This is a genomic window from Epilithonimonas sp., assembly GCF_032054305.1.
Taxonomy (GTDB): domain Bacteria; phylum Bacteroidota; class Bacteroidia; order Flavobacteriales; family Weeksellaceae; genus Epilithonimonas.
In genome coordinates this window covers 18,537-44,393 of sequence record NZ_DAMBSX010000002.1, presented here as the reverse complement: position 1 = coordinate 44,393, position 25,857 = coordinate 18,537, and the positions used below count along the sequence as shown (strand labels likewise).

Genomic DNA, 25,857 nt, shown 5'->3' with positions numbered 1-25,857 from the left:
TTTGAGTTAATTTTTTTTGTAGTAATCTAAAAATTCTACCATTTCATCTTGGTGTGCTTTGATACTATTTATAGAATATTCATCTTCAATAAAATTTGCAAACATAATCAATCTTTTTAAGCTAGAATTATCGCTTTGAAAGTCTCTTCTCTTATACTTCGGATGTTGGTCATTTGCAGAAGAATTTTGGGAAGCTGAGATCAGACAAAGATTACCTAGATCATTTAGAACAATTTCTTCTTCTTTATTAGCTTGCGATTGTGGTAATAGATGTTCTTTAGAATTTAGCTGTCTAAATTTAAAATTAGAAAATAAATCTTTGTTAATTTTTCCGCCCAAATTTTTGATGGCCAATGGCAGTTTGTCCAAATTGGTTTCTCCTTTTAAGAAATTGAAGTACGTTTCCCAAAGCATGTAATCAATATAATAAAAAGTCTTTGTATTTATTTCGGGATATTTTTCAGATATGTTTATTTTATTTATTTCGAGATGAAACAATCGCAACAAATTATTGTAAATTTCCTCATCACTCTTTGGTTGTTCTTTGAGAAGGTTCACAAGCCACTCTTTCTTTATATTTGCGATTCCCGAGTAATAAAACATAGATTGTAGCATCTCTATTTTATCTTCATATTTACTATTTTCAAAAGCAGTTTCTTTTAGATTATAAATATTGTCTTTAGTTTCAAAATCCCTGATTCCCCAATTTTGATTTTTATCATCTGCATTAAGGACTTGTTTTACAACATATTTATCAAAATAGATCCTTGTTTTCAGCAGTTCTATAATAAAATTTTCTGAATCGACATAATCCTTGAAAATTTCTAGAAGCTTTTTATCATCATAGGTATTTTCTGTAAGATTGATATTGTTGTAAGTATAAATTAAAAATTCTGAAAAGTCCAAAACAGAACGGAATTTTGCAGTCTTTTCCTGTTCTTCCTGAGAAAATTTATCAGAGATATTGTGACTTTCAATAATATCATCTAATCCGTAAAAATCGATATCATTATTGGCTTCTTGTTGTTTAGATATTTCATTAAATTCATGCAAGAGACTATCGAAGTCAAAAATATCTTTAGAAAATATTTTCAGTGAAAACTCTCTTTTAAAATTGTTCCAGATATAATCTCCCATATCCGAGCAAGCATCCCAAATCTCAGAGAAAAAGTCTTCCTTATTATCATTTTTTAATATTCCCATCAGTTGCGCTTTGAGAATCTCATGTTTTTCCAGTTGTTCGCCCCTGTTGTTCATTATCTCAAAATAATGATTAAGGTTTGTGTTTTCCGGCAATTCTGTTCTGAATAAAAATGTTTTATCAAAAAACTTATCTGCGAATTTCTCTATATCAATTTTCTCCTCAATAAAAATATTTTTTATAATATTAATTCCATTTAAAAGATTCTTAGATTTAAAATTTTCTGGAAGACTGTTTGTACCATTCACAAGTTTATCAAAAAAGAATTTACATTCTTTTCTAGCTTGAAAATTAATATTATGAGTTTCAAAACATTTTTTATAGCGTTTATTTTCGGTGAAATTTTGTTCTATTTGTTCTTTTAAATAGTATTTGATAAGATTTAAGGTCGTATGTCTTTGTTGTCCATCAATTAATTCAAATTGACCATTTGATGTTTTTGATGTTACTAATGTTCCTAAGTAATATTTACCATCAAAATTTTTGATATCAGTAATCAGCTTAGAAATTTGTTCTTTTTCCCATTCATAATTTCTCTGATATATTGGAACAAGATATTGATCCTCAAAAAGTATGTTCTCTATAGAAATTGCTTCTTGTCTTTTATCCTGCATTTTTTCCCCCTTTTAAATATCCATAAATATCTTCTGTACTGCTTACAAAATCTTGTTCTGCCCATTTTTTTTCAGAAAAATAATTACAAAATAAATCACTATGCAGTTCTTCCGGCGAATAGGAATTAGGTATTGATTTGAAAAACTTTTGTCCTTTTTTGTAATTTAATATACTATTATCGCTAATCGCTTTATTATCCAATCTCAATTGATAGGCATTTTTATAAAATTCTTCAAAATAAACCTTATCAAAATTTCCAATTCCGAATCTATCTACATACAGCAAACAAATATTTTCAAATAGATTTCTAACTTTCACATCACCAGTTCTCCAACTTTTTTCATATTCGAAATCTTCCGATAAATATTTCTGTGTATTATTTCCAAAACACAATTGATTATAAAAACTATTGAATCTATTTTTTTCTGTTTTATAAAACAACTCCTCGTTCAGCTCCAAATAATGAAAAACATATTCAAAAAAGTTTTTTCCATTAATGATTGGCATTGTAAGCTGAAATGGATATTTGTTTGGTATGTGGAAATTTCTCAACAAACGGTCATTCTGAGTATTTTGGCTATAACCTTCTAAGACTCTGAAAGGCAAATCATAATTATACATATTTTTTGAGCTCAGACTAATTCCCTTGAACTCATTAATATGAAATTTTGAAAAAGAATATTCCTTATCTCCCTTTGTCCACTTTCTGATTCGAAAAAGATGATGGCCTAAAATATTTATCAGTTTTTTTTCGTCTAGAATGTAATCCTCCCATTTTATCGAATACTTTTCCAAATCTATTTCTGGATATCCATCCTTTTCCATTTCCCGGAGATGAAAAGCTTTGAGTAAATCTTCAGGAAAAAGTGCTTTGCCTCTGGAATTTTGCGAATCAAAAAGTTGAAAAGCTTCATCTTGTTTACTTACTGTGACCTGCACAAATTGTAATTGAGTCTCAATTTTTTTTGCAAAATATTGTAGATCTTTATTATCAAACGATTTGGAATTAAACCAATTCTCGATGACCTTATAGTTATATTTAATGTTGTTTTTTGAAATTATATTTTTAAATTTTGTTCCAAAAAGTAATTTAAGATCAGAACTAATATTCTTTTGTCTTTTAAGGAATAGAAAAATCAGCGTCAATGTTGTCAATCTTTGTTGACCATCAACAACATTACAATCGTTGCCATCCTGATGTATAATGATGCTTCCTGCTCTATATTTGTTATTAGGTTTTTGATAAATGTTTTCATAGAGGTCATCAAGTAGCTGTATAACGTGCTCTTTTCTCCATTTGTATGGACGTTGATATTTTGGAATTTTTAAATCGAAAGTTCCAATTTGCTCAAGAACCTTTTCTTCCAAATAAGGTATAAAATTCATAGGTTACTAATTTTTTCTCAAATATATAAAAAGTACAATCCGAATTTCCCCATTTTCAAAAAAATCGCATTTTCAGAATTTGGCTTTATAATCCGTATTCATAATAAAAATTAACACAATCTTTTTTAAGCTGCGAAGTGTAATATTTCCAATTAACTAATAATATCTTCTATTTAACAAAGAGTAATCTGAATACATTATAAGAAATTCATTGACTTTATACTCAAAATAATATTGGCGTTTCTTTGGGGAAACAAATCCAATATTCACTTAACAAATTTTAACAAAACCATCAAATTTTTATTACATTTGTTCCTTTCACAAAATTTTAACCTTATATGAGTTCACTTTTCAGAAGAAAACACTACGCAGAAAATACAGATAACGGACAACTGAATCGGGTTTTAGGCACTTGGGATATTGTATTTTTTGGTATCGCTGCCATTATTGGTGCAGGAAGCTTCAGTAGTTTGGGAGAAGCTATTTTCCGAGGCGGTCCGGGCGTCATTGTTTTATATCTGATCTGTGGTTTTGCCTGTGCCTTCACTGCACTTTGTTACGCAGAATTTGCTAGCCGGATTCCGACCGCAGGAAGTGCTTACACCTATGCTTATGCCAGTTTTGGGGAATTGATAGCTTGGGTTATCGGCTGGGCTCTGATTATGGAATATTCTTTCGGAAACATCTATGTTGCCTTTTCCTGGTCAGATTACTTTACCAGCTTTATGGAAAGAATCGGGATTCACATTCCGGATTATCTCACTTGTAGTTATACCGAGGCCAAAAAAGCTTTTATTAACAATTCCAGTAACGGAGAACTTATCAACGCTTGGAAATCGGCACCAATTATTGGTGGATTGAAAATTATCGTTGACATCCCTGCGCTCATAATCAATGGTTTAATAACCTGGCTTTGTTATCAGGGAATAAAGGAAAGTAAGAACTTCAATAACTTTTTTGTCATTCTAAAACTATTTGTTATTCTTTTAGTAATTGCAGTCGGCGTTGGTTATGTAAATACGGGAAATTGGTTTCCAACCACCTCTACCCCAACCTCCGGTTCTTTTATGCCGAACGGCTTTGCTGGTGTGATGTCTGCGGTTTCTGGTGTTTTCTTTGCCTATATCGGTTTTGATGCGATTTCGGTTTTGTCAGAAGAAACCAAGAATCCTCAAAAAGACCTGCCAAAAGGAATGCTGATTTCCCTTGGGCTTTGTACAGTTATTTATATCGTTTTAACTTTAACATTAACCGGTTTGGTAGATTATAGAAAATTTGACGGAATCGGAGATCCATTATCTTTCGTATTTGATAAATCAAACCTTAATCTTCCCTGGATGGAATTCATTGTAGCATTGATTGCGATTGTTGCGATTACGACCGTGCTTCTGGTTTTCCAAATGGGACAACCGAGAATCTGGATGGCAATGTCGAGAGATGGCCTTTTACCTAAGAAATTTCAGGAAGTTCACAGCAAAAACAAAGTCCCTTCCTTCGCAACGATTGTTACAGGCATCGTAGTCGGCATACCAATTCTATTTACAGATAAAACCTTCATTCTAGATTTCACGAGTATCGGAACTATTTTCGCTTTTGTGTTAGTTTGTGGTGGCGTCCTCATGTTACCTCCGAAAGAAAAGATCAAAGGCAGATTCCATTTGCCTTATATCAATGGTAAGGTTTTCTTTCCATTGATCTTCATCGGTGGGTTAGTATTTTTTTATTTTTACCAGCCAGAATTTTTCCATAATTTAACTAATATCAATGACCCCAACGAAGGCGAATTCCGTTTGGCTATCATTATTTTTATCATTATAAATTTGGCTTTATGTGGATTAGCTATCGTTAAAAATCTCTCATTGATTCCTTTGATCGGGCTTAGTTCTTGTCTTTATCTGTTAACCGGGATGAGCCATGAGAATTGGTTCTGGTTTGGACTATGGTTTGCTATAGGTTTGATAATTTATTTCCTTTATGGATATAAGAACAGCAAACTAAATCAAACCAAAAATGGAATCTCCTAATAAAATCAAAACCTATAAGGAATTTTATCAGTTTTATCTTACAGAACACAGTAAACCGCTAACTAGAGCGTTTCATTTCCTTGGAATTTTATTAGTTTTTGCGGTTATTTTTTATGTCTTACAGTCTGGAAAAGAACGATTTCTATGGTATTGTCCTATTTTCGGATATGGATTTGCTTGGTTCAGCCATGCAGTATTTGAACGGAATACACCTTCTACATTCAAATATCCGATTTGGTCGTTGACATCAGATTTCAGATTATTTTTCGAATTATTAATAGGAAAACAAAAATTTTCAAAATAAGCATTATTGCAGTAAATTTATTGTCTATTTTACAATGAAGAATTTCATCAAAACCAATATTTCTCAAGATTCTCTTGCGCTACTACTTATACAGGCTCCCGTAGCTTTGTCAATGTTGATAGGTGATGATTTTATCGTCAAGGTTGCCAATCCTCAAATGCTTCACTTATGGGGAAAGCCGGCAGAGATCATCGGTTCAAAATTAATAGATGCTTTGCCGGAACTCGAGGGACAGCCATTTATGGAGATTCTTTCAAATGTTAGGAAAACAGGGAAGCCCTATAAAGGTTATAAACAACTCGCATACCTTGTCAGAAACGGAAAAACGGAAGAATGTTACTTTGATTTCATTTACGCACCCATTTATAATGATGATGAAACAGAGGTCATCGGAATCAGTGTGGTTGCCACGGAAGTTACAGATCAGGTTTTAGCAGAAACCAAGCTCGCAGAAACTGAATATAAATTCGAAAATCTAATCAAAGAGTCCGATTACGCGATAGCTCTCTATAAAGGCGAAAATTTTATCATCGAAATTGCGAATGATAAAATGCTGGACGCTTGGGGAAAGACAAGATCTGTAATTGGGCAAAAAATACACGAAGGAATCCCAGAGCTGGAAGGTCAACCGTTTTTGGACATTTTAAAAGATGTTTTCAGGACTGGTAAAACTTATTCTGCCACAGAAGACAAAGTATTACTGGAAAAAGACGGTAAACTCGAAACCTTCTATTATAATTTTTCTTACAAACCTCTCATCAATGACCATGGAAAAGTCTATGCAATATTGAACTTTGCAACCGACGTTACCGACCTTGTAATTGCGAAAAAGAAAATTGAGGAAAACGAAGGAAAGTATAAAAACCTTGCAGATAGTTTGCCGATCATTATCTGGACCGCTGACAAAAACGGAAACATAGATTATTATAATAAAAAATGGTACGATTACACAGGATTTGAGGGTATAGATTCCAGAGAAAATGCAGCAAGCAAAATCCTTCATCCCGATGATTATAAAAGAGCGATCAGCCTTTGGAAAACCAGCCAGAAAAATAAGCAAGGCTATGAAATCGAATATCAGTTCCGGGACAGGACAAAAGAAAATTCATATGAATGGTTTTTAGGACGAGCAGTTCCTATAAAAGATGAAAATGGAGAAGTAATACAATGGATCGGAACCTGTACAGAAATCAACGAATTCAAACAATTTCAGCAACAGAAAGACAACTTTCTTGGCATTGCAAGTCACGAACTGAAGACACCGTTGACCAGTCTAAAGCTCTATTCCCAGTTTCTGGAAAAAAATCTCCGAAGACAAGACGACAATAAAAATGCAGATGTTGCGATGAAAATGGATGAACAGATCAACAAGCTCACGAGTCTTGTCAATGATCTGCTGGATGTCACAAAAATACAGAATGGGAAAATCCTTCTCAACAGAAGCGAATTCGATTTTGATGAGCTTGTGAATGAAGTTGTTGAAGAACAACAGATGAGCACACGGCACAGAATATATGTCGAAGCGGAATCAATCGGAACAATTACCGGCGATAAGAATAGAATTTCGCAAGTAATGACCAATCTCATAAGCAATGCCATCAAATATTCTCCTGATTCGGACAAGATACGGATCACAACAAAATTAACCGACGAAGGGTGTGTGCATTTTAGTGTAAAAGACTATGGAATCGGTATTCCGGAGGATAAACAAAGTAAGGTTTTCGAACAATATTACAGAGTCAGCGGAAGCAAAGAATATACATTTCCAGGACTTGGATTGGGATTATATATCTCATCCGAGATTATAAAAAGAAGCGGTGGCAGGATTTTTGTAAATTCTGTTGAAGGAAAAGGATCTGAGTTTTGTTTTGAGATCCCTAAACACAAATAATACTTAATAAAAATGCCAAATTCAAAAAAAATATATGTCGTAGACGACAGTCCAGCAATTTTAGATTCAGTTAAATTGATGCTCAATATGGAAGGGTACGACGTTGATAATTACGAAAAAGGATCAGAGATGTTCAACTCTCTCTCAATTTCATCAAAACCGGATGTCATTCTGATGGATATGTGGTTGTCCGGCGAGGACGGTCGCGATATCTGCAAAATGATAAAAGCGCATCAGGACTTCAAGAACATTCCTGTTGTCATAATGTCTGCAAGTCGAGGTCTGGGCGATTCTGCAATAGAAAGCGGTGCGATAGATTTTATTCCGAAACCCTTTGACCTTGGAGAAATTGTAGAAAAAATAAGATACTATTCGAACAAATCTACTGAATGATTTTTTTGGCAGTTTCATTATTCTTGTAAAATTGAATTGACCTATTGCTTCGACAATCGTAAAGGCATGTAATATAATTCTATGTTATTAAGAAACGTAGAAAATTTACAATATCTGAAAATTCGAATTCATTTATAAATTAAAGATCCGCTTTAAAAATTAAAACGGATCTTATTATTTTTAATATGGATTTAGAAATCAACTGTTTCTGGATTCAAACCGGAGAAACCAGTTTCTTTCAATGTTTTTAGTGCCTTCATATCACTTTCCGATATCTTGAATCTCTCGAAATGCAAGTTATTATAGATATTGGTCGGATTTTCTGATTTAGGCAAGGCAATCACACCAGATTGCAGGCAAAACTGTATACAAAGAATGGCAGGCGAGACATCATATTTATCCGCAATAGCTTTCAAATCATCATCTTTCAGCAGTCTTCCGGAACCAATTGGACTCCACGCCTCTATCGCAATTCCTTTTTCTTTACAAAAATCGACGACATCTTGCTGGACATAACCCGGATGAAATTCTATCTGATTCACGGCCGGGATTACTTCTGCAGTTTCCAACAATGCTTTGATTTGTGGCAACATAAAATTACTTACACCGATGGTTTTTACAACTCCCGACTTATAAAACCCCTCCATTGCTTTCCAAGTTTCCGCATTGATTTCTTTCCAATTTTCAAATTGTTTTGCATTCGCTGGCCAATGAATCAATAATAAGTCAAGATAATTGGTTTTCAGTTTTTTAAGCGATTGTTCTACGGAATATTTTACGCCATCTGCACTCCTATTGCTATTCCATATTTTCGTAGTAAGGTACAAATCCTTTCTTGCAATTCCCGATTCTTCAATAGCCTCTCCTATTTCAGCTTCGTTTCCATATATATCAGCTGTGTCAATATGTTTATAACCAGCTTCCAAAGCCGTTTTTAAAGTTTTCTGAACACTTTCCGTCGTTTGCCAGGTTCCAAAACCTATTTCCGGAATCTCAGTTCCGTTATTTAGAATTACATTTTTCATTTTAAAAATTTGATTTTTCGAAAGCCAAAATTACGCCATCAGAATTAGTTCTGAAAATAATTCAGCTAATGGAAGAATCAAAAAATTATAATGATTCTTGTAATGATATTTCCTAAATTTGAACTATGGAAAAACAGGAATTCGGATTGCTTGGGAAAAATATTTCTTACTCATTTTCAAAAAAATATTTCGAGGAAAAATTCAAAAAATTATTTTTAAAAGATCATTCATATAATTTCTTTGATATCTCGGAAATTGAAAATGTTTCGCCCTTTTTAGAAAACCCGAATCTTGTTGGAATGAATGTCACAATTCCTTACAAACAAGCCATTATTCCTTTTCTTGATGAACTCAGCGACGAAGCCTTTCAGATTGGTGCGGTGAATTGCGTAAGTTTCCGAAACGGTAAAAAAATCGGTTATAATACAGATGCTTTTGGATTCGAAAAAACACTTCTGATCAATAAGAAAGACCATCACAAAAGAGCTTTGATTCTTGGTGATGGCGGCGCTGCAAAAGCTGTGAGATACATTCTTGACAAACATAACATCGAACACCAAACTGTTTCCAGAAAATCTGAAATCAATTTTGAAAACCTGAGTGAAGATTTGGTAAAAGATTCATTAGTGATCATCCAGACAACTCCGGTTGGAACGTTCCCAAATGTGGACGATTTTGTTCAATTTCCTTTTGATGCAATAACAGATAAACATTACGTTATCGATTTGATCTACAATCCTTCTGAGACTGCTTTTCTAAGGAAAGCTGCAGAAAAAGGCGCAACGACACTCAACGGATTTTATATGCTGGAACAGCAGGCAGAAAAGGCTTGGCAGATCTGGAATAGTTGATTTACAAATAATCTTTAATGACTTTCCAGCTCTCCAATTTCTCTTCAAACTTTACTGTATGTAACGGACTTGTAGAAGGCAACACTTTAATCGGAATTTTAAAATTTTTGCCTAAAATTTTAATGAGGTTTTTATAAGACTTTTGTCCGTTACAGAAGATGATTTTGATATTTGGATGATTGTTGATAAGCTGAGGAATGTCGTTATCAATTTCATTTTTGATCTCTGTATCCAGACTTCCTTTTCGTTCACAACTTTCAATGACATCCCAAAGCGCAATTTTATTCTCTTTCAATAGATCTATTCTTTCTTGATAATCCAATGAAAATGACTTATCAAAAAGATGAAACATCAGTTTCCAAAATTGATTCTGCGGATGCGCATAATATTGCTGTATCTGCAAAGATTTAACACCTGGAACTGAGCCGAGAATCAGAATTTCTGATTGCTCATCTAAAATCGGTGGAAAAGAATTGATTCTACTCATATTTTATTATCGCAAAGTCACAAAATTCATTTAATTGATTAATAATAAAAGTCGTAAAGTGTCTATTTAACGAAGTTAAATCTTTGTGACTTAAAGTATCATTTTGATTCAATTTTTGTGCCTTTGCGTTTTTAAATTTCATTTCAAATTATCCAAAACTTTAAACAATGCATTACTGATACTTCCGCCTTGATAATTATTGAGAATGATTGAGAAAACATAATTCTTGCCATTTTTGGAAGTCTGATAACCTGCAAAAGATTTGCTGTCTTTGATAGTTCCGCTTTTCATTTTGATTCCATTTTGAGTAGGGAAACCTTCGTAAAAAGCATCAAACCAATTTTGTTTTTTCGCATACAACAAAGCTTGTACCTGCGCTTTTGCCGAAACGTAATTCTGTGGAGAAAGACCGCTTCCATCAGCAAAGTTTATCATCATTGGATTAATACCTTTCGATTTCCAAAAGTCCTTCAGAAAATCTACACCAGTCTCGAAACTTGGATTATTTCGTTTCTCCTTCGCAATTGTTTTGATAAGAGTTTCACCATAAATATTAATGCTCTTTCTCAAAAACCAATAGACGATTTTATCCAAAGTTGGCGATCTATATTCGAAGATTTGATTCTGAGTTGGTGCTTTTGAAACTGATTTCCCAATAATCTTTTCATTATAATAAGTCGTTACTTTTCCGGAAATAGAAATTCCATTTTCTTCTAACAGCTTCTTAATTTCAATCGCTAATTGCATTGGTGGATTAGGTGTTGCACCAGAAACTGTGGTAATTTTTCCAGCAGGTAACAATCCACTAATCAAAGCAGTTTCAGAATGTGGAGCTGTGAAGATCAGACTTTGGTCAGAGCTTCCGCCAGTTTTCAGTTCATTTATCCAATTGACATTGTACAAATCGTAGGAAAAACTCTTAAACTGATTGCCATTGATATTAATATCAAACTGATTCTCCCGCCAGTTCACCCCAAAAGTTCCTGCGCCATAATAATTTCCCAGATCGTTCCAAGGCCATCCACCGGGCGTACTCTGGAAATCGAAATAAGAATCATCAACGATCAGATTACCTGATATTTTCTTGATTCCGGATTTCTTTATAGCATTTAATAATTGTTGTTTGAAATTCTCTGGTTTATAGTTCTCATAACGCCAGGTTCCCAAAGTCGGGTCGCCATTGGACGTAATGTAAAAATCGCCGTCCAGATTCCCATTAGATATCTTCCCGGAATATGAAGCAGTTGTTTTAAACTGATAATTCTTCCCTAATGTTTCCAAAGCCGCAGCAGATGTGAAAATCTTCTGCGTGCTGGCTGTGGAAAGTCCTTTGTTCCCATTATATTCATAAACCAAGTTTCCATTTTCGTCCGAGACATAAAACGAAAGATTGGCCGACAAAGCGTTGGAAGTTGACAACATTTCTTTCACAGATTGGTTCAGATTATCAGAAACCGATTGTGAGAAAACAACTTGAGAAAATAATATTGGAACGATGAAAAGATTCTTCATTTCTGAATTTTTATCAAAACTAAGGAATTTTAGATATTATAAAAACAAATAATCTTCGGAGGTTACAACCAAGCTTGGTTGTAATCTCCTAACACCTCCGTTAGTCAAGTTTATTGATGGATTTACAAATTAAAAATCACAAGAAATGTTATCCTCACAACATTTAAATTCTTGTTAAAAACAACATTTTCTCAGCTTTGGAAAAAACTTAATCCCTAACTTTACTTTAAAATTTAAAAGATGCCGAAGAAGAACCGCAAAAAAGAAGAATTGTATAACGTTATCACACACGGTCTCGGAGTTGTACTTTCCGTCGTGGCATTGATTCTGATGATTTACTATTCAGTCATTAGCGGCAGTGGAATTGCGATTGCGTCTTCTTTGGTCTTCGGAATTAGCTTGATACTACTCTATTCTGCTTCAACCATTTATCACGCAGTATATAAACTGAAATGGAAAAAGATCTGCCAGAAGATTGACCATCTCAGCATCTACCTTCTCATCGCTGGAACCTACACGCCCATTGCACTTCTCGGACTGAAAGGTGCATGGGGCTGGAGTATGTTTGGTGTAATTTGGGGAATGGCGTTGATTGGTTTTATTTTTAAATTTTCTCCACTCAGGAATAATGAAAAAATCTCCCTTTCTCTCTACGCATTGATGGGTTGGGCTGCCATTATCGCTATCAAACCAATGATAGAAAACCTGTCCACAGGTGCACTGACGTTGATCATTCTTGGAGGATTGTGCTATACGTTCGGAATCTATTTTTATGCTAAAGACAAGAAACCATTCTATCATCCCATTTGGCATCTGTTCGTTTTAGGTGGTAGTATTATGCACTTTTGCGCAGTTTTTTTTTGTATTATTCCGTGAAAAGTTTCTCGCTGATTTGGCAAATATTTCAGATCAGTTTTGCTCAATCTGCAAAATCTGCGAGAGTCCTGTACTTAGAATAAGAACTCAGTAATCTGAAACCAAATTCCTGTTGTTACAAAACCAACAACAATACTGATTCCGATAATCAGGTTGACCAGTTTTGCATTCAGCCTGAATTGTTCCGCGAAAACACTTGCCGTGAGAACCGTAGGCATCGCCGCTTCGAAGATGCTGATTTTCGCCACATCACCTTTGATTCCGAAAATCAAGGCAGCAATTAAAACTAAGATGGGCGATAATATCAATTTGTAAAGTAAAGATGTTGATATCTGTGGAATCAGCTTTCTCCATCCATTGAATTTCAATTGTAATCCAACCGAGAACAAAGCTAAAGGGCCGACTGTGGCAGCCAGTTTATCAAACAAAGGTTCTGCAAAATCAAGATTGATGAATGGGGATAAGATCAATGCACTGATACACCCTAAAAATGGAGGAAATGTCAAAAGTCTCTTTAAAACAAACTTTGAACTCACGTTCCCCGATTTGCTTCCACCCTTCAAAGCAGCAACAATTCCCATTGTGGAAAGCATAAAGAACATTGTCTGGTCGCAGATAATGGCAATGCTGAGATATTGTTCGCCATAGAAAGCAGCAATCAATGGAAATCCAATGAAAGATGTATTACTGAAACCGCTTGCCAGCTTCATAGAACTTATAGACCTCGCGGAATAGTTCTTCATCTTATTATAAATCAATATAAAAACCCAACATCCAAGAGTCGTTAAAACCGTGCTCAGAATGGGGAAAAGCATTTCTGTTGACCATTGGACTTTCGGCAAATACTTGAAAGAAACGGCGGGTAATGCGAGATAGATGATCCAGGTATTGATGCCTTTATGTGCATCGGGATGAATGGTTTTGGTTGATTTGAAAATCATTCCTGCCAAAATGCAAATCGCTATCAACAAAAAGTTTATCATTCGTTCTAAATTATCGTGCAAAGGTAATCGCTAGAATGTGAATCTCGTAAAAATCGGGCACGACTTTTATCAATAATTAATTATAAAACTGCATCATTTTTCATTGAATTTAAAATTGACAAATCATTAAAACAATGGTTTCCAAAACCTTAAAATAGACAATCCCTTTAATAAGATAAAACAATGGCTTTAGATTGTGTTTCTGAAATCCTTATCGTAAATTTGGGGAAATTAAAAATTAAATTTATGTCTAAAGCCATTTCTCAAGTGCCTTTTGCACAAAACGAACCTGTCAATTCTTATGCACCAGGTTCTGACGAGGTAAAAAGCCTGATTGCCACTTATAAAAAAATGTGGAAAGAAAAACCCGAAATCCCAATGGTAATCGGTGGAAAAGATATTAAAACAGATAAAAAAATACAATTAAGTTCGCCACAAGACCACAAGCACGATTTCGGTTTCTATTACGAAGGCGATATGTCCCACGTTGACCAAGCTATCGAATCTGCGCTTGCTGCAAAATCAAAGTGGAATGCATTGGGCTGGGAACACAGAGCTGCGATTTTCTTGAAAGCAGCAGACCTTTTGGCTGGACCTTATAGAGATGTTATCAACGCTGCAACAATGATTGGACAATCTAAAAATGTTCATCAGGCAGAGATTGATGCAGCTTGTGAATTCATAGATTTCTTACGTTTCAATGTAGAATTTATGACAGAGCTTTATGCGGAGCAACCGGTTTCCGATGCAGGAATCTGGAACCGTGTAGAATACAGACCGCTTGAAGGTTTCTGTTTTGCAGTGACGCCTTTCAACTTTACAGCAATCTCCGGAAACTTGCCGGCTTGTATGGCAATGATGGGAAATGTTGTGGTTTGGAAACCTTCTGACAAGCAGGTTTATTCAGCAAAAGTAATTATGGACGTTCTGAAAGAAGCTGGTTTGCCGGATGGCGTTATCAATATGATTTTCACAGACGGAAAAGAAACTGCGGAGAAAGTTTTGGCTCACCCAGACTTTGCAGGTCTTCATTTTACAGGGTCTACAAAGGTTTTCCAAGGGATGTGGAAAATGATTGGCGACAATATCCATAACTACAAATCTTACCCGAGAATCGTTGGAGAAACTGGTGGAAAAGACTTCGTAATGGTACATCCTTCTGCGAATATTGAAGCAGTTGCAACAGGTTTGGTAAGAGGTGCTTTCGAATATCAAGGACAGAAATGTTCTGCAGCATCCAGAGCTTATGTTCCAAAATCTCTTTGGAATGATATAAAAGCCGTGATGGAAGCTCAAATCAAAACGATTAAAATTGGTTCTCCTGAAGATCCTTCCAACTTCGTGAATGCGGTTATCGATAAAAATTCTTTTGAGAAATGTAAAGGTTACATCGACAGAGCTGAAGCTTCGAACGATGCTAACGTAATCATCGGTGGAAAATATGATGACAAAAAAGGCTGGTTCGTACATCCAACTGTTATCGAAACCATCAATCCTTATTACGAAAGTATTGTTGAGGAAATCTTCGGTCCAATCTTAACTGTTTACGTTTATGAAGACGAAAACTGGGAAGATACTTTGAAATTGGTTGATACTTCAACTCAATATTCTTTGACAGGTTCTATCTTCGCGCAAGACAGATATGCAATTGACGAGGCTTACAAAGCTTTGGAAAATGCTTCCGGAAACTTCTATATCAATGATAAACCAACCGGAGCAGTTGTAGGGCAACAGCCTTTCGGAGGTTCCAGAGCGTCTGGAACAAACGATAAAGCAGGTTCTAAAATGAACTTGACACGTTGGGTTTCTACAAGAAGTATCAAGGAAACTTTTGTATCTCCAAAAGATTATAAATATCCATATTTAGGATAGAAGATGGAAGATGGGTGATGGATGATCTCCAATTCGGAAAAAACTTCCATCATCCATCATCTAACTTCTTACAAAATTTATTCAATGAAAAAAGCTCTTATCATAGTTGATGTTCAAAATGATTTCTGTGAAGGTGGCGCATTAGCTGTTCCAGAAGCTAACAGCCTCATTCCTTATATCAATCTTCTGATGAAAGAAAACGAGTATGACCAAATCGTTCTAACCCAAGACTGGCATCCAGCAAATCATAAAAGTTTTGCCTCAAACAATGGCAAAAATGTTGGCGAAACCATTTCTCTAAATGGCGTTCCACAGTTTATGTGGCCAGACCATTGTGTTCAGGGAACTTTCGGGGCAGAGTTTCATAAAGATTTGAATCGTGATAAAGTCACACATATTATTCAGAAAGGAAAAAATGTGGAAATTGACAGCTACAGCGGTTTCCAAGACAACAATCATTTTATGAAAACCGGATTGGAAGATTTCTTGAAATATCACGATATTCAGTTGGTTGAGATTGTTGGATTAGCTTTGGATTATTGTGTAAAATTCACTGCGATTGACGCTTTCAATGCAGGATTTATCACTTGTTTACATTTCAATGGAACAAAAGCCGTGAATGTAAAACCAGACAGTGCCAAGAATACGATTTATGATTTGGTGGAGAAAGGCATAACAATTTTAGCATAATGGAAAATTCAGTATTCAGAAAGAGTATTAATAAATCCATTATTGATGAAATCGCTCAGATATTGGAAGAACATTACATTCCATTCAAACAGGTTGATAACGAAAAGTATTTTGACGCAACCTTTGTCAATGACCCAAGTAAAATAGAATATCAGATTTTGATTGACCGCGCCGATTTTGAAAAGGCTGAGCAAATCATTACGGATTATTACTCCAAAAACCTTGAAATTCCAGAGGATTATTATCTTAAAGAATTCAGTGATGAAGAATTGAAAGACATAATTTTCAAGAAGGACGAATGGAATGAATTCGATTATGAAGTTACCAAAAAGTTACTAAAAGAACGTGGTATCGAAATCTCGGAAGCTGAAGTCAATCAAATCAATCAAGAACGTCTGGAAACACTTAAAAATAATTATGAGAAGCCTGAGGACGTCAAAAACCTGATTACTTTTGGATACATTTTCGCAATAATAGGATGTCTTGCTTCTTTTGTCATTGGCTTTTTATTGTTCATCAGCTACGGAATCAGTCTGGCGATTTTGAAATTGCAGAAACAGCTTCCCAATGGTGAGCGTGTGTATTACTTCAACGAAAGTGACCGACGGCACGGTAAACGAATCCTGATAATCAGTATGGTTTTTACAATCTTTTGGACAATATTCTTTATGTTCAAAAACAATTAAGAATGGGATTATCCAGTTTTTTTATTGATTCCTGAATTTCCTTTTCAGTTTGGTTCTATGTCTGGAATAATGAGTTTGCTCCGTATTTTTATCGGTTGAAATCACACTAATATTTCCATCCACTTCAAGAATTGCCAATTTCACATCGGCCACATTTTCAATTCCGTGTTCGTGAACAGCTTCTTCCAATTCGTCTTCGGAGATTTGCACTTTTCTTAGAATTTCCTGATACACTACTCCATCTTTTACTAAAATGTATGGATGGTCTTCTATTAACTCACGGATTTTTTGATTTTTGAAAATAAATTTCTTCACAACAAAATTTGCGACAAACAACACCAAAGCGGCTACAATTCCACCCTGCAAACTGCTGTTGGAACCAACCATCGCATTCTGAACTGCATTACTTATCAATAATAAAAGAATCACATCACCTGCATTAAGCTGTGACAACTGATTTTTTCCAAAAACACGAACGGCGATAACCATAAAAAAGTAAACCACCAGCGAGCGAACAACAATGTCAAGGATTGGATTCAAATTTTAAATTTTAAAAAATAAAGATAAAAAATTAGTTCAATAGTTATTATCATCAAGTTCATTATCTTTGATTCTAATATTAAAGTAATTATGATAAAGAAATTATTATTAGCATTCAGCTTTTTGGCTGTATCAATGTTGTTTGCACAGAAAAACAATGACCAGCAAGCTGTTGCCGAAGCTTCTGAAAAACTCAGATCAGCAATGATTAGCGGAGACAAAGCTGTTCTAGAATCTTTGATTCTGCCAGAACTGACTTATGGCCATTCAGGCGGGCATATTGATGATGCCAAGGAATTTGTAGAAAAACTGGTCAGCAAGAAGTCAAATTTCTTATCCATTGAGAATACCAACCAATCGATTCAAATTGTAGATAAAACAGCTATTGTTCGTAATCATTTGTATGCACAAACTCACGACTTGGGAAAAGAGCAAGGAGAAGTGAGTCTGGATATTTTGTACGTTTGGCAGAAAACTAAAAGTGGCTGGAAATTGTTGGCTAGACAGGCAGTGAAGGCGGAGAAGAAGAAATAATTAGTATTATTAAAATTTTGAAGGGAAAAGTATATTCGCACAAACAATTAATTGGAAATGTCGATTTAGACATTGGTGATGAAGCTATGGGCGGATTATTTGGTGAATTTATTCCAAATAAATTTTATTTTGAAAAAATACAAAAAGATGTTTGGGATTTTTGGAAAACAAGTAAACCAAATTATAAAAAGTGGTATGCATTAAGGCTTAATGTTCAACTTGAAAACGGAATATTTCTTTTCCCACAAGGAGGCTATACTATTGATGATATAGAAGAATTACCAAACTTACCCAAAAGAATTGATATTATTGGTATTGATAATGAAATTCTGCATAGTCTCTCATTAAAAAATACTAATCTTATAGAAGAGCCTTGGAATTTTTTGACCATTGAGCAAAAAACCACTTTTGAAGATGAACTCAAAAAAGAAATTGGCATTGAAATTAAATCATTTTTTAATTTCACAAATAAATCGAAAAAACAACTACTATATGACACCGAATTTTCAGCTTTGTTCCACGATATAAGAAATGATAATGTCCTATTTGAAATAAGAAAACCTAATTCTGATAATAAGTTTGCATTAGTTCATTTAACTTGGATAGGTAAAGAAGAAAAGCACGGTTATCCAAAAACAACGTTATACTCAAATTTCAATGATTTTAAAATATCTCAAATGTATAATGATAAAAATGAATGGCAAGAAAATGAAAATATAACTTAGAATTTAAAAACAAAAAAATCCGCTTCACAGCGGATTTCTTAATTTCTATTTTCTTCTCTTCAATTCTTTACTAATCAATCCCAATTCCCGACCAGTTTGTCCGGCAACAGAAGTATTTTCCTGCGCACGTCTCGTCAAATAAGGGACAACGTCTTTCACAGGTCCATAAGGCAGATATTTTGCGACGTTGTAATGTTGGTCGGCTAAATAATAAGTAATGTTATCACTCATTCCGTAAAGCTGTCCAAAATAGATATGTGGATTATCGTGTTCTAATCCTTTAGTTTTCATTTTGTCCATTACCAATTCGGATGACTTTTCATTGTGTGTCCCGAAAAATGCAGAGACTTTGTCCAAATGTCCCATGACAAAATCGATCCCGGCGTTATAATTATCATCGGTTGCTTGTTTATTCGGCTGAATTGGGTCTGGATAATTTTGCTCTTCTGCTCTTTTTCTTTCCTTCTCCATATAAGCACCGCGAACAATCTTATAACCAATGAAATAACCTTTTTCTTTGGCTCTTTCCAGATGCGCATTCATATATTCCAGACGACCGGTTCTGTACATTTGGATGGTGTTCCAAACGATGGCTTTTTCCTTGTTGTATTTCTCCATCATTTCTTCACAAAGCTGGTCAGCAGCATCTTGCATCCAGGTTTCCTCGGCATCTACCATTACTTTTTTATCGCTTTCATAACACAGTTTACACACTTCATCAAAACGAGTGACTACTCTATTCCATTCTTCTTTCTGACTGGTTGTCAATTCTTTTCCTTTGCCGACTTCTTCATAAATATCAATTCTGCCAAAAGCCGTTGGTTTGAAAACTATAAACGGAATCGCTGGATTTCCAACAGAAAAACGAACAATATCTTTGATCTCTTTGCAAACCGCATCAAAAACTTCTTCCTCTTCTTTTCCTTCAATCGAGTAATCAAAGATACTTCCAACACCACGTTTGAACATCTGTTTCACGACTTTCATACTTTCTTCACGCGTTTCGCCACCGCAAAACTGCTCAAACAAAGTCTGCTTTACAATCCCATCCACAAACGGAAAATTGTTCTTAACGGTAAAATTGAGAAGAGAAACGCCAATATTGGTCAGCGCAGGCTGTTCGATCGCCTTGAACATCCAATAGGCTTTTTTGAGCTGAGCATCCGTTTTATCGGCAAATGCGAGCTTTGTATCATTGAAAATACTCATATCCGGAATTTGTCCCAAAAGTAAATATTATTTCGAATTGAAAATGAATTTTAAAGCTAAATTTTATCATCTTATTTTTATAAAAATCTATAATTTACCGGACTGAAAATATTTTCGAAATTCAAAGACGGGATTTGAAAATTGCACAAAATCAGCCTTATAAAAGATAATTTACAATAATTAACAAAAATATCATGCGGATACTATCGGGAATTGGCTTTTCTGACCTTATATTTGTAAATTATATTCTTTGCAGCAATGAGATTGAGGAATGTGTTTTTGGAAAAAAAAATTCTATATACCAACAAGTTTATTGTTCTGCTTACGCTGACTTGTAGCATTTATGTGTTCTCTCAAAAAAAATCAGAAAACGAAGATATCTACAAAAATGCACTAGTAAATCTGTACTCACATCCCGAAAAGACCATTACAATTTCCGAATATCTTTCCATCAATGCAGATTCCGATGAAGAACGTTCCAACGCTTTGAATCTAAAAGCAGAAGCCCAAATCTTGCAGGGAAATTACATTGTCGCGCTGAACGCACTTTTAGAATCCCTTCATTTAAATTCTGTTAATGATGATTCTACTGAGTTGCTGCGCACCAATCTTATCTTGGGTGACCTTTACAGAAAATTGGGCGTAATTCCCAAAGCAGAGGAAAGGCTGAACCTGATTGAAAAAAAATTCGATAACAATTTTACTGATAACCCAGAAAAAACCAGCCTGTATATTGATTTTCTGACGACAAAATCCATCCTGCTCTGTGAACAAAAAAAATATCTAAAAGCCACAGAAGTCATTGATGATGCACTTCTGAAAAAATTTTCAACCCGATTTCCCTATCAAGTCTCCTGGTCATATGATCAATTAGCGAAAGCATATGGCATGAATCAGCAATGGGACAGATCTCTGCAATATGCTGAAATAGCCTTACAGCTCTCTACAATGTCAGGTCTGGAAGAAAATTTTATGGCTTATGCCGAGTTAGATGTTGCAAAAGCGAATTTCATTAAAAAAAACAAACAGCAATATCTCATTGAGATTCCCAGACTTCTGATCTTATCAGAAAAAGTCAATGATATAGTTTTAAAGAAGAACATCCATCAGTTTTTGGCGGAGTTCTACTTGTCAGAAGGTAACAATACCAAATATCAACTTCATAATCTGAAATACCTTGAACTGAATGAATCCATCAATTCGGCCCAGCAAAAAGCGAGCGACCTTATACTTTCGCTCACTGAAAGTGATTTCAAAGCAAAAGACCATCAGAGATACAAAACCAATTATATTTTGATCTGGGTGATTGGATTCGCCTTTCTTGTACTGGGTTTTGTATTTTGGTTCAGATTCAGGACCAGACAAAATTATAATTATTATAAAGAGTACATCAGTAAGCTAAAAAAGACGCAGAAAGAAGAGGAGATTATCATTACAGATAAGGATGTTGAAGAGATGTCCAAAACGCCACAGCTTATCCCGGAAAAAACCGAACAGATACTATTGGAAAAACTTCTTGCTTTCGAAGATGGAAAAGATTTCACAAAAAAAAGTCTCACACTCCACTCTCTTGCAAAAGAGCTTGACACCAATACAAGGTATCTTTCGGAAATTGTCAATAAGCACAAACAAAAAAATTTCAACTCCTACATCAATGAACTGAGAATCAATTACATCATAAACAAACTCCGTAACGAACCATCTTTTCTGAATTACAAGATCAGCTATCTTGCCGAGGAAAGCGGATTTTCTTCGCATACTTCTTTTTCAACCGTATTTAAAACCGTAACAGGAATCCCACCTAAAGAGTTCATCAGCTTTATTAAAAAGGAACTTTCCATAGCCAATTGATCATGAAAATACTTATTCAAAAAATAAAAAATGTATTAATCGCCTTGTGTGTTCTTTTTATAATCAATTCACAGACTTTCTCTGCACAAAATAAAAATGAACCTCATCTGGATTCTTTGTTTCTCCTGATGAACTCAAACCCGGAAAAGGTAATCCGGCAAGGAAAAGAACTCTATAAAAAATATAGGGGAAATCCAAAAATGGAAATTTCTATCCTTACAATCATTGGCAGCAGCTATTCTGTGAAAAAAGATTATGAAAAAGCCATAGAATATGCCTTTAAAACAAGAGAAATCTCGCAGAAAACAAATGATTATCCAACGCAGATCCAGGTTGCAGGATTTATCGGTGAAAAATACCATAATCTTAATATCTACAGCAAAGCAAAATACTATGCGGATGAAGCCTATGAACTGATAGAGAAACATCCTCTACCCGACTCGTTGAAGTTTTACAAGGGCAACATTCTTTTCTTAAAAGCTTTGATCTACCGAGACGAGTTAGGTTGTGACTTTGCCAAAACCTATTATGAAAAAGCACTGGAAGTTTACATACCGGCACTCAAAAACCGGGACATGCTACGTTTTTCCATAGCTGATATCTATAACGAGATTGGAGGATGTTTTTTGGAGCAGGATCAACTAAAAGCTGCGAAAGAATCCTTTGAAAAATCACTGCAATATGCCATCAATGGAAACTATGCTCTTCTGAACGCAGAAAGTCTGGCGGGCTTAGGCAGAATCAATTTTCTGCAAAAAGATTATGGAAAGGCCAAACAAGAATTTGACAAGGCAATCCTGATTTTAAAATCCAACAAAGTAGAAAATGCCAACCCAGAAGTTTATAAATATATTTCCGAAAATTATTATGCATTAAACGACATTAAAAATCATACCTTCTATCTGAACCTTTATAAGCAGAAAACCAATACCGACATTAATGCAAAAAAGAGATCCGTAAACGAAATTATCGTAAAACAAACTGCTGAGGAAATTTCTGAAAATAACAATACTGCCAAATATTGGATCATCATCGTTCTTTGTATTTTGATAGTTTTGGTGGTCTATCAAATAGTACAAACCAAAAGCAAGATCAGAAAACTGAAAAAACAGATCTCCGAAGATAACAAGCATTCTTCCTGATCATATATTCTCAAAGTTCTTTCAAAAACAATGAATATTTCTTCATTTTTAAAGTATAAAAATAGGAATTATAAGGCTTCCGTTCTATGTTTGTTGCAAAATGAATTATATGAACAAAGCATTAACTTTTTTTTCTTTGTTGAGTTTTCTATTTACTTTCGGGCAGACGGATCCGGTATCACTTCCGTATTCCAATAGCTTCGAAACAGAAACTGAACAAAATTACTGGTACAACATCAACACAGGAGCAGGCAATCCTTGGGTTATAACAGACGAGACCAGTACCGTTTATGAGCCTTCTCAAGGTCAATACTATGCACGTGTCCAGAGTGATTACGAAAATGGAGGGTCAGCCTGGCTCATCACAAAAGCTATTAAAATTGAAGCAGGACACAAAATTGCATTGGATTTTGATTACCGATCCAGTCTGAACACCCTTTTTCCAGTCAAGTTAAAAGTGGTTCTGAAGCAGCAGCCCATTCCTGTTCTGGAAAATTCTACAGAATTATGGGTAAATGAAGAAATCCAGATCAATAAGTATCAAAACGCACACACAACTTTTGAAGTTCCCCAAACCGGCACTTACTATGTGGGCTTCTATTTTTATCCGGACCCAAATCTGGGATATTTAAGTTTGGATAATATTAATCTATACGAAGAATTATGTCCAAAACCAACAAGTGTAAAAGCGGTTCCGGGACAGACGACGGCAAATATATCTTGGCAAAGTGCTTCAACTCCGGATGCAGGATTTGAATATGTAATTAAGACGCCGGGAACAGGTATTCCTACCGAGGCTGGAACTCCTGCACAAGGTCTTTCTACAATTGCTGAAGGTTTGCAGCCAAACACCCAATATGAGTTGTATGTAAGATCTGTCTGTACCCCAGGCTCACTGTACGGAAACTGGTCCAGCCCTGTCGTTTTCAAAACCTATCCGGCCACAACGGCAGTCCCTGTAAATCTGCCTTATAATGAGAGTTTTGAAGGAGATAGCCATTGGACACTTCTTGAACCGCCAGTTGGAAAACCTTGGGTAAAAGGTGATTTCAACTCAGGTCCCGGAGGATTGTATGGTCCATCTGACGGAAACAATTATTTGATGCACGATGACAGCGAGAATATTTCCGACGCCTGGGTGATCTCCAGAGGAATTAATCTTCCGGCAGGTAAGGAAATCACTTTGCAGTTCGACTACAGATCCAGCCAGGATGAATATTATCCTCAAAAAATGAAAGTAGTTGTGAGCAAAGACCCGTTCCCCTCTGCAAACGCCACGCAGATCTGGAATAATGATTTTATCCAAAGTACTACTTACAACACTGCTAATGTAACATTCACTGTTCCGGATAATGGCGTTTATTATTTAGGATACCAAGCCTATTCTGACGCAAATTATGGTTATGTTATGTTTGACAATGTAAAAGTTTCTGACAAAGATTCTTCTCCCTGCGAATATATCCTTCGTATCAAAGATTCTGAGGGAGACGGCTGGAACTACAATACGATGAGTCTGTTTGTCAATGGTGACCCTGTATTTCCGGACATAACATTACCGATTGGTGATGTGTTGGATTTCCCTTTTAAAATAAATTCTGGTGATGCTATTACTACTGTTTGGAACGGAGGAAGCCATAGCGGATGGGAAACAAGTTATGAGATCTTGGATTCCGGCGGTAATATTGTGGGAAGTGCAAGCGAGCAAAACATCAGTACGCCAATAATCGCTTCCTGCCCGAACTGTGCAAAGCCATCCAATTTAAAAGCCAATTACGGACAAACAACTGTAGACCTGACTTGGGACCTCCTTACACAACCCGCAAATGGATACCAATATGTAGTACAGCCTGCCGGTACCGGCACTCCATCTTCCGGAACAGCTGTTGGTAATACAGAGGTTCATGTAGAAGGTTTGTCTACGGAAACAGTTTACGAAGCTTATGTAAGAGCTAATTGTGGAGAGGACACCTTCAGTTCATGGGCAGGACCTGTTTATTTCACAACTTTACCAAATCCTGGATCTGAGGTTAACCTGCCTTATAATTACGGATTTGAAACAGAAGATGAATGGATTACGCAATCCATATCAAGAAACAATCAATGGATGATCGATTCGACATATCCTGCTGCAGGAGAATCGCATGCTGTTCAAAAATTCAATTATTATTTTGATGCCAATTCCTGGTATTTCTCAAGAGGACTGAATCTACAGGCCGGAAAGGAAATTCTGATCAAATTCAAGTACAGGTCTATTGGAAACAACGTTCCAATGAGTTTGAGCATTGCTAATAAAGCTTATGCATATGTACAAAAAGACAATGTTATCTGGAGCAAAAATGTAAGCAGTTCGAAGTACGAAGAAGCCATTATATCCTTCACGCCAAATTCTTCCGGGGTTTATTATTTAGGATTTAACTCATTGGCAGCAAAAGGAACAGGAGCATTGATAGATGATGTTCAGGTTTACATGGTTGGTCTGCCAGATCCACCAGAATGTGATTATACTTGTCCTGGAAATATGACAGTTTATACAAATCCAGGTAACATCGGTGCTGTAGTCAATTACAATTTGACCTTTGCTTGTGAAGGTGCTTCCACGGGAGTCTTTTCAGTATTGACACAAGGGTTACCTTCAGGCGCAATTTTCCCTGTAGGAGAAACAACGGTCAAACACAACCTGATTTTCAACGGACAGGTGATTGATAGCTGCAGCTTTGTTATAACGGTTGAAGAGAAACTTGGAACTGCAGATAATACGAAAGATAGCGGACTTCAGTATTACCCAAATCCTGTTGTCGATAACCTGACGGTAAAAATGAACGGCGATACGATCGAGAATATTTCGGTATACAATTTTGCAGGAAGCATAGTTAAATCTGAGCAACCTAAAGCAAAAACAGCCAATATCGATATGAGAAATTTACTTTCCGGAGTTTATATTGTGAATATCAAAACAGCTTCCAATGTAAAATCATTCAAGGTTATCAAAAAATAATAACTAATAACCATAAAAACAACCCCAACTGGCATTCAGTTGGGGTTGTTTTTTTATAGATGAAT

At 35.4% G+C, this 25,857-nt stretch carries 22 protein-coding genes; 14 read left to right on the top strand and 8 right to left on the bottom strand.

Features of this window, described 5'->3' with window-relative positions; translation table 11 throughout:
* Positions 1–6 precede the first annotated feature (6 nt).
* Together RTX21_RS04195 and RTX21_RS04190 are read right to left on the bottom strand one after the other, a co-directional pair.
* Positions 7–1,815, bottom strand: a complete 1,809-nt coding sequence (locus RTX21_RS04195) for a DUF262 domain-containing protein (RefSeq protein ID WP_312765514.1) — start codon at positions 1,813–1,815, stop codon at positions 7–9.
* A complete protein-coding gene (locus RTX21_RS04190; protein ID WP_312765512.1) occupies positions 1,805–3,202 on the bottom strand; it encodes a DUF262 domain-containing protein in 1,398 nt (465 codons plus the stop codon). The genes RTX21_RS04195 and RTX21_RS04190 overlap by 11 nt, the downstream gene beginning before the upstream one ends.
* Before the next feature lie 338 nt (positions 3,203–3,540).
* Here RTX21_RS04190 and RTX21_RS04185 point away from each other — a divergent pair, with 338 nt between their 5' ends.
* Genes RTX21_RS04185 through RTX21_RS04170 form a run of 4 tightly spaced genes read left to right on the top strand, consistent with a single transcriptional unit; the run spans position 3,541 to position 7,814 of the window.
* Positions 3,541–5,226: an amino acid permease gene (locus RTX21_RS04185; protein WP_312765509.1), complete on the top strand. Its 1,686-nt coding sequence runs from the start codon at positions 3,541–3,543 to the stop codon at positions 5,224–5,226.
* On the top strand, positions 5,213–5,530 hold the full coding sequence (locus RTX21_RS04180; protein ID WP_312765507.1) for a DUF962 domain-containing protein: 318 nt from the start codon (positions 5,213–5,215) through the stop codon (positions 5,528–5,530). The genes RTX21_RS04185 and RTX21_RS04180 overlap by 14 nt, the downstream gene beginning before the upstream one ends.
* A 34-nt stretch (positions 5,531–5,564) precedes the next feature.
* The gene (locus RTX21_RS04175) at positions 5,565–7,421 is read left to right on the top strand and encodes an ATP-binding protein (RefSeq protein ID WP_312765505.1); all 1,857 of its coding nucleotides are present in this window, start codon (positions 5,565–5,567) and stop codon (positions 7,419–7,421) included.
* A 12-nt stretch (positions 7,422–7,433) separates the two neighbouring features.
* Positions 7,434–7,814, top strand: coding sequence for a response regulator transcription factor (locus tag RTX21_RS04170; RefSeq protein WP_312765503.1), 381 nt, complete (start codon positions 7,434–7,436; stop codon positions 7,812–7,814).
* A 191-nt stretch (positions 7,815–8,005) separates the two neighbouring features.
* On the opposite strand, the gene RTX21_RS04165 is transcribed toward RTX21_RS04170, so the two are convergent.
* Complete coding sequence (locus tag RTX21_RS04165; RefSeq protein WP_312765501.1) at positions 8,006–8,839, bottom strand: aldo/keto reductase; 834 nt, start codon at positions 8,837–8,839, stop codon at positions 8,006–8,008.
* Between the two features lie 125 nt (positions 8,840–8,964).
* Here RTX21_RS04165 and RTX21_RS04160 point away from each other — a divergent pair, with 125 nt between their 5' ends.
* A complete protein-coding gene (locus tag RTX21_RS04160; RefSeq protein WP_312765499.1) occupies positions 8,965–9,690 on the top strand; it encodes a shikimate dehydrogenase in 726 nt (241 codons plus the stop codon).
* A 1-nt stretch (position 9,691) separates the two neighbouring features.
* Here RTX21_RS04160 and RTX21_RS04155 read toward each other — a convergent pair whose 3' ends face one another.
* Together RTX21_RS04155 and dacB are read right to left on the bottom strand one after the other, a co-directional pair.
* A complete protein-coding gene (locus RTX21_RS04155; RefSeq protein ID WP_312765497.1) occupies positions 9,692–10,177 on the bottom strand; it encodes a DNA-deoxyinosine glycosylase in 486 nt (161 codons plus the stop codon).
* 138 nt (positions 10,178–10,315) lie between these two features.
* A complete protein-coding gene (dacB, locus tag RTX21_RS04150) occupies positions 10,316–11,689 on the bottom strand; it encodes a D-alanyl-D-alanine carboxypeptidase/D-alanyl-D-alanine-endopeptidase (protein ID WP_312765495.1) in 1,374 nt (457 codons plus the stop codon).
* Between the two features lie 240 nt (positions 11,690–11,929).
* Between dacB and trhA the strand changes: the two genes are divergently transcribed.
* On the top strand, positions 11,930–12,565 hold the full coding sequence (gene trhA / locus RTX21_RS04145; protein WP_312765494.1) for a PAQR family membrane homeostasis protein TrhA: 636 nt from the start codon (positions 11,930–11,932) through the stop codon (positions 12,563–12,565).
* A 74-nt stretch (positions 12,566–12,639) separates the two neighbouring features.
* Here the strand turns inward: trhA and RTX21_RS04140 are convergent, their stop codons facing one another.
* Positions 12,640–13,548, bottom strand: coding sequence for an AEC family transporter (locus RTX21_RS04140; RefSeq protein WP_312765493.1), 909 nt, complete (start codon positions 13,546–13,548; stop codon positions 12,640–12,642).
* A gap of 246 nt (positions 13,549–13,794) precedes the next feature.
* Here RTX21_RS04140 and pruA point away from each other — a divergent pair, with 246 nt between their 5' ends.
* The 3 genes from pruA (at position 13,795) to RTX21_RS04125 (ending at position 16,796) form a co-directional block, all read left to right on the top strand.
* Complete coding sequence (gene pruA, locus RTX21_RS04135) at positions 13,795–15,420, top strand: L-glutamate gamma-semialdehyde dehydrogenase (RefSeq protein ID WP_312765492.1); 1,626 nt, start codon at positions 13,795–13,797, stop codon at positions 15,418–15,420.
* Between the two features lie 84 nt (positions 15,421–15,504).
* Complete coding sequence (pncA, locus tag RTX21_RS04130) at positions 15,505–16,110, top strand: bifunctional nicotinamidase/pyrazinamidase (protein WP_312765491.1); 606 nt, start codon at positions 15,505–15,507, stop codon at positions 16,108–16,110.
* Positions 16,110–16,796 carry a hypothetical protein gene (locus RTX21_RS04125; RefSeq protein WP_312765489.1) on the top strand — a complete coding sequence of 229 codons (687 nt, stop codon included), beginning with the start codon at positions 16,110–16,112 and terminating at the stop codon, positions 16,794–16,796. The genes pncA and RTX21_RS04125 overlap by 1 nt, the downstream gene beginning before the upstream one ends.
* A 21-nt stretch (positions 16,797–16,817) precedes the next feature.
* Here the strand turns inward: RTX21_RS04125 and RTX21_RS04120 are convergent, their stop codons facing one another.
* A complete protein-coding gene (locus tag RTX21_RS04120; RefSeq protein WP_312765488.1) occupies positions 16,818–17,336 on the bottom strand; it encodes a YetF domain-containing protein in 519 nt (172 codons plus the stop codon).
* Between the two features lie 90 nt (positions 17,337–17,426).
* On the opposite strand from RTX21_RS04120, the gene RTX21_RS04115 reads away from it, so the two are divergent.
* A complete protein-coding gene (locus tag RTX21_RS04115) occupies positions 17,427–17,870 on the top strand; it encodes a nuclear transport factor 2 family protein (protein WP_312765487.1) in 444 nt (147 codons plus the stop codon).
* 17 nt (positions 17,871–17,887) lie between these two features.
* Positions 17,888–18,595 (top strand): hypothetical protein, encoded by a 708-nt coding sequence (locus tag RTX21_RS04110; RefSeq protein WP_312765486.1) that lies wholly within the window; start codon positions 17,888–17,890, stop codon positions 18,593–18,595.
* A gap of 45 nt (positions 18,596–18,640) precedes the next feature.
* On the opposite strand, the gene RTX21_RS04105 is transcribed toward RTX21_RS04110, so the two are convergent.
* Positions 18,641–19,804 carry a proline dehydrogenase family protein gene (locus RTX21_RS04105; protein ID WP_312765485.1) on the bottom strand — a complete coding sequence of 388 codons (1,164 nt, stop codon included), beginning with the start codon at positions 19,802–19,804 and terminating at the stop codon, positions 18,641–18,643.
* 279 nt (positions 19,805–20,083) lie between these two features.
* Here RTX21_RS04105 and RTX21_RS04100 point away from each other — a divergent pair, with 279 nt between their 5' ends.
* From RTX21_RS04100 to RTX21_RS04090, 3 genes are all read left to right on the top strand, one after another.
* The gene (locus RTX21_RS04100; protein WP_312765484.1) at positions 20,084–21,655 is read left to right on the top strand and encodes a helix-turn-helix transcriptional regulator; all 1,572 of its coding nucleotides are present in this window, start codon (positions 20,084–20,086) and stop codon (positions 21,653–21,655) included.
* A gap of 2 nt (positions 21,656–21,657) precedes the next feature.
* Complete coding sequence (locus tag RTX21_RS04095) at positions 21,658–22,797, top strand: tetratricopeptide repeat protein (RefSeq protein WP_312765483.1); 1,140 nt, start codon at positions 21,658–21,660, stop codon at positions 22,795–22,797.
* Between the two features lie 109 nt (positions 22,798–22,906).
* Positions 22,907–25,792 (top strand): T9SS-dependent choice-of-anchor J family protein, encoded by a 2,886-nt coding sequence (locus tag RTX21_RS04090; protein ID WP_312765481.1) that lies wholly within the window; start codon positions 22,907–22,909, stop codon positions 25,790–25,792.
* Positions 25,793–25,857: the final 65 nt, after the last annotated feature.

Coding starts and splice junctions, on each gene's coding strand:
- RTX21_RS04195 (WP_312765514.1), bottom strand. CDS start 1,815: ATGCAGGATAAAAGACAAGAAGCAATTTCTATAGAGAACATACTTTTT.
- RTX21_RS04190 (WP_312765512.1), bottom strand. CDS start 3,202: ATGAATTTTATACCTTATTTGGAAGAAAAGGTTCTTGAGCAAATTGGA.
- RTX21_RS04185 (WP_312765509.1), top strand. CDS start 3,541: ATGAGTTCACTTTTCAGAAGAAAACACTACGCAGAAAATACAGATAAC.
- RTX21_RS04180 (WP_312765507.1), top strand. CDS start 5,213: ATGGAATCTCCTAATAAAATCAAAACCTATAAGGAATTTTATCAGTTT.
- RTX21_RS04175 (WP_312765505.1), top strand. CDS start 5,565: ATGAAGAATTTCATCAAAACCAATATTTCTCAAGATTCTCTTGCGCTA.
- RTX21_RS04170 (WP_312765503.1), top strand. CDS start 7,434: ATGCCAAATTCAAAAAAAATATATGTCGTAGACGACAGTCCAGCAATT.
- RTX21_RS04165 (WP_312765501.1), bottom strand. CDS start 8,839: ATGAAAAATGTAATTCTAAATAACGGAACTGAGATTCCGGAAATAGGT.
- RTX21_RS04160 (WP_312765499.1), top strand. CDS start 8,965: ATGGAAAAACAGGAATTCGGATTGCTTGGGAAAAATATTTCTTACTCA.
- RTX21_RS04155 (WP_312765497.1), bottom strand. CDS start 10,177: ATGAGTAGAATCAATTCTTTTCCACCGATTTTAGATGAGCAATCAGAA.
- dacB (WP_312765495.1), bottom strand. CDS start 11,689: ATGAAGAATCTTTTCATCGTTCCAATATTATTTTCTCAAGTTGTTTTC.
- trhA (WP_312765494.1), top strand. CDS start 11,930: ATGCCGAAGAAGAACCGCAAAAAAGAAGAATTGTATAACGTTATCACA.
- RTX21_RS04140 (WP_312765493.1), bottom strand. CDS start 13,548: ATGATAAACTTTTTGTTGATAGCGATTTGCATTTTGGCAGGAATGATT.
- pruA (WP_312765492.1), top strand. CDS start 13,795: ATGTCTAAAGCCATTTCTCAAGTGCCTTTTGCACAAAACGAACCTGTC.
- pncA (WP_312765491.1), top strand. CDS start 15,505: ATGAAAAAAGCTCTTATCATAGTTGATGTTCAAAATGATTTCTGTGAA.
- RTX21_RS04125 (WP_312765489.1), top strand. CDS start 16,110: ATGGAAAATTCAGTATTCAGAAAGAGTATTAATAAATCCATTATTGAT.
- RTX21_RS04115 (WP_312765487.1), top strand. CDS start 17,427: ATGATAAAGAAATTATTATTAGCATTCAGCTTTTTGGCTGTATCAATG.
- RTX21_RS04105 (WP_312765485.1), bottom strand. CDS start 19,804: ATGAGTATTTTCAATGATACAAAGCTCGCATTTGCCGATAAAACGGAT.
- RTX21_RS04095 (WP_312765483.1), top strand. CDS start 21,658: ATGAAAATACTTATTCAAAAAATAAAAAATGTATTAATCGCCTTGTGT.
- RTX21_RS04090 (WP_312765481.1), top strand. CDS start 22,907: ATGAACAAAGCATTAACTTTTTTTTCTTTGTTGAGTTTTCTATTTACT.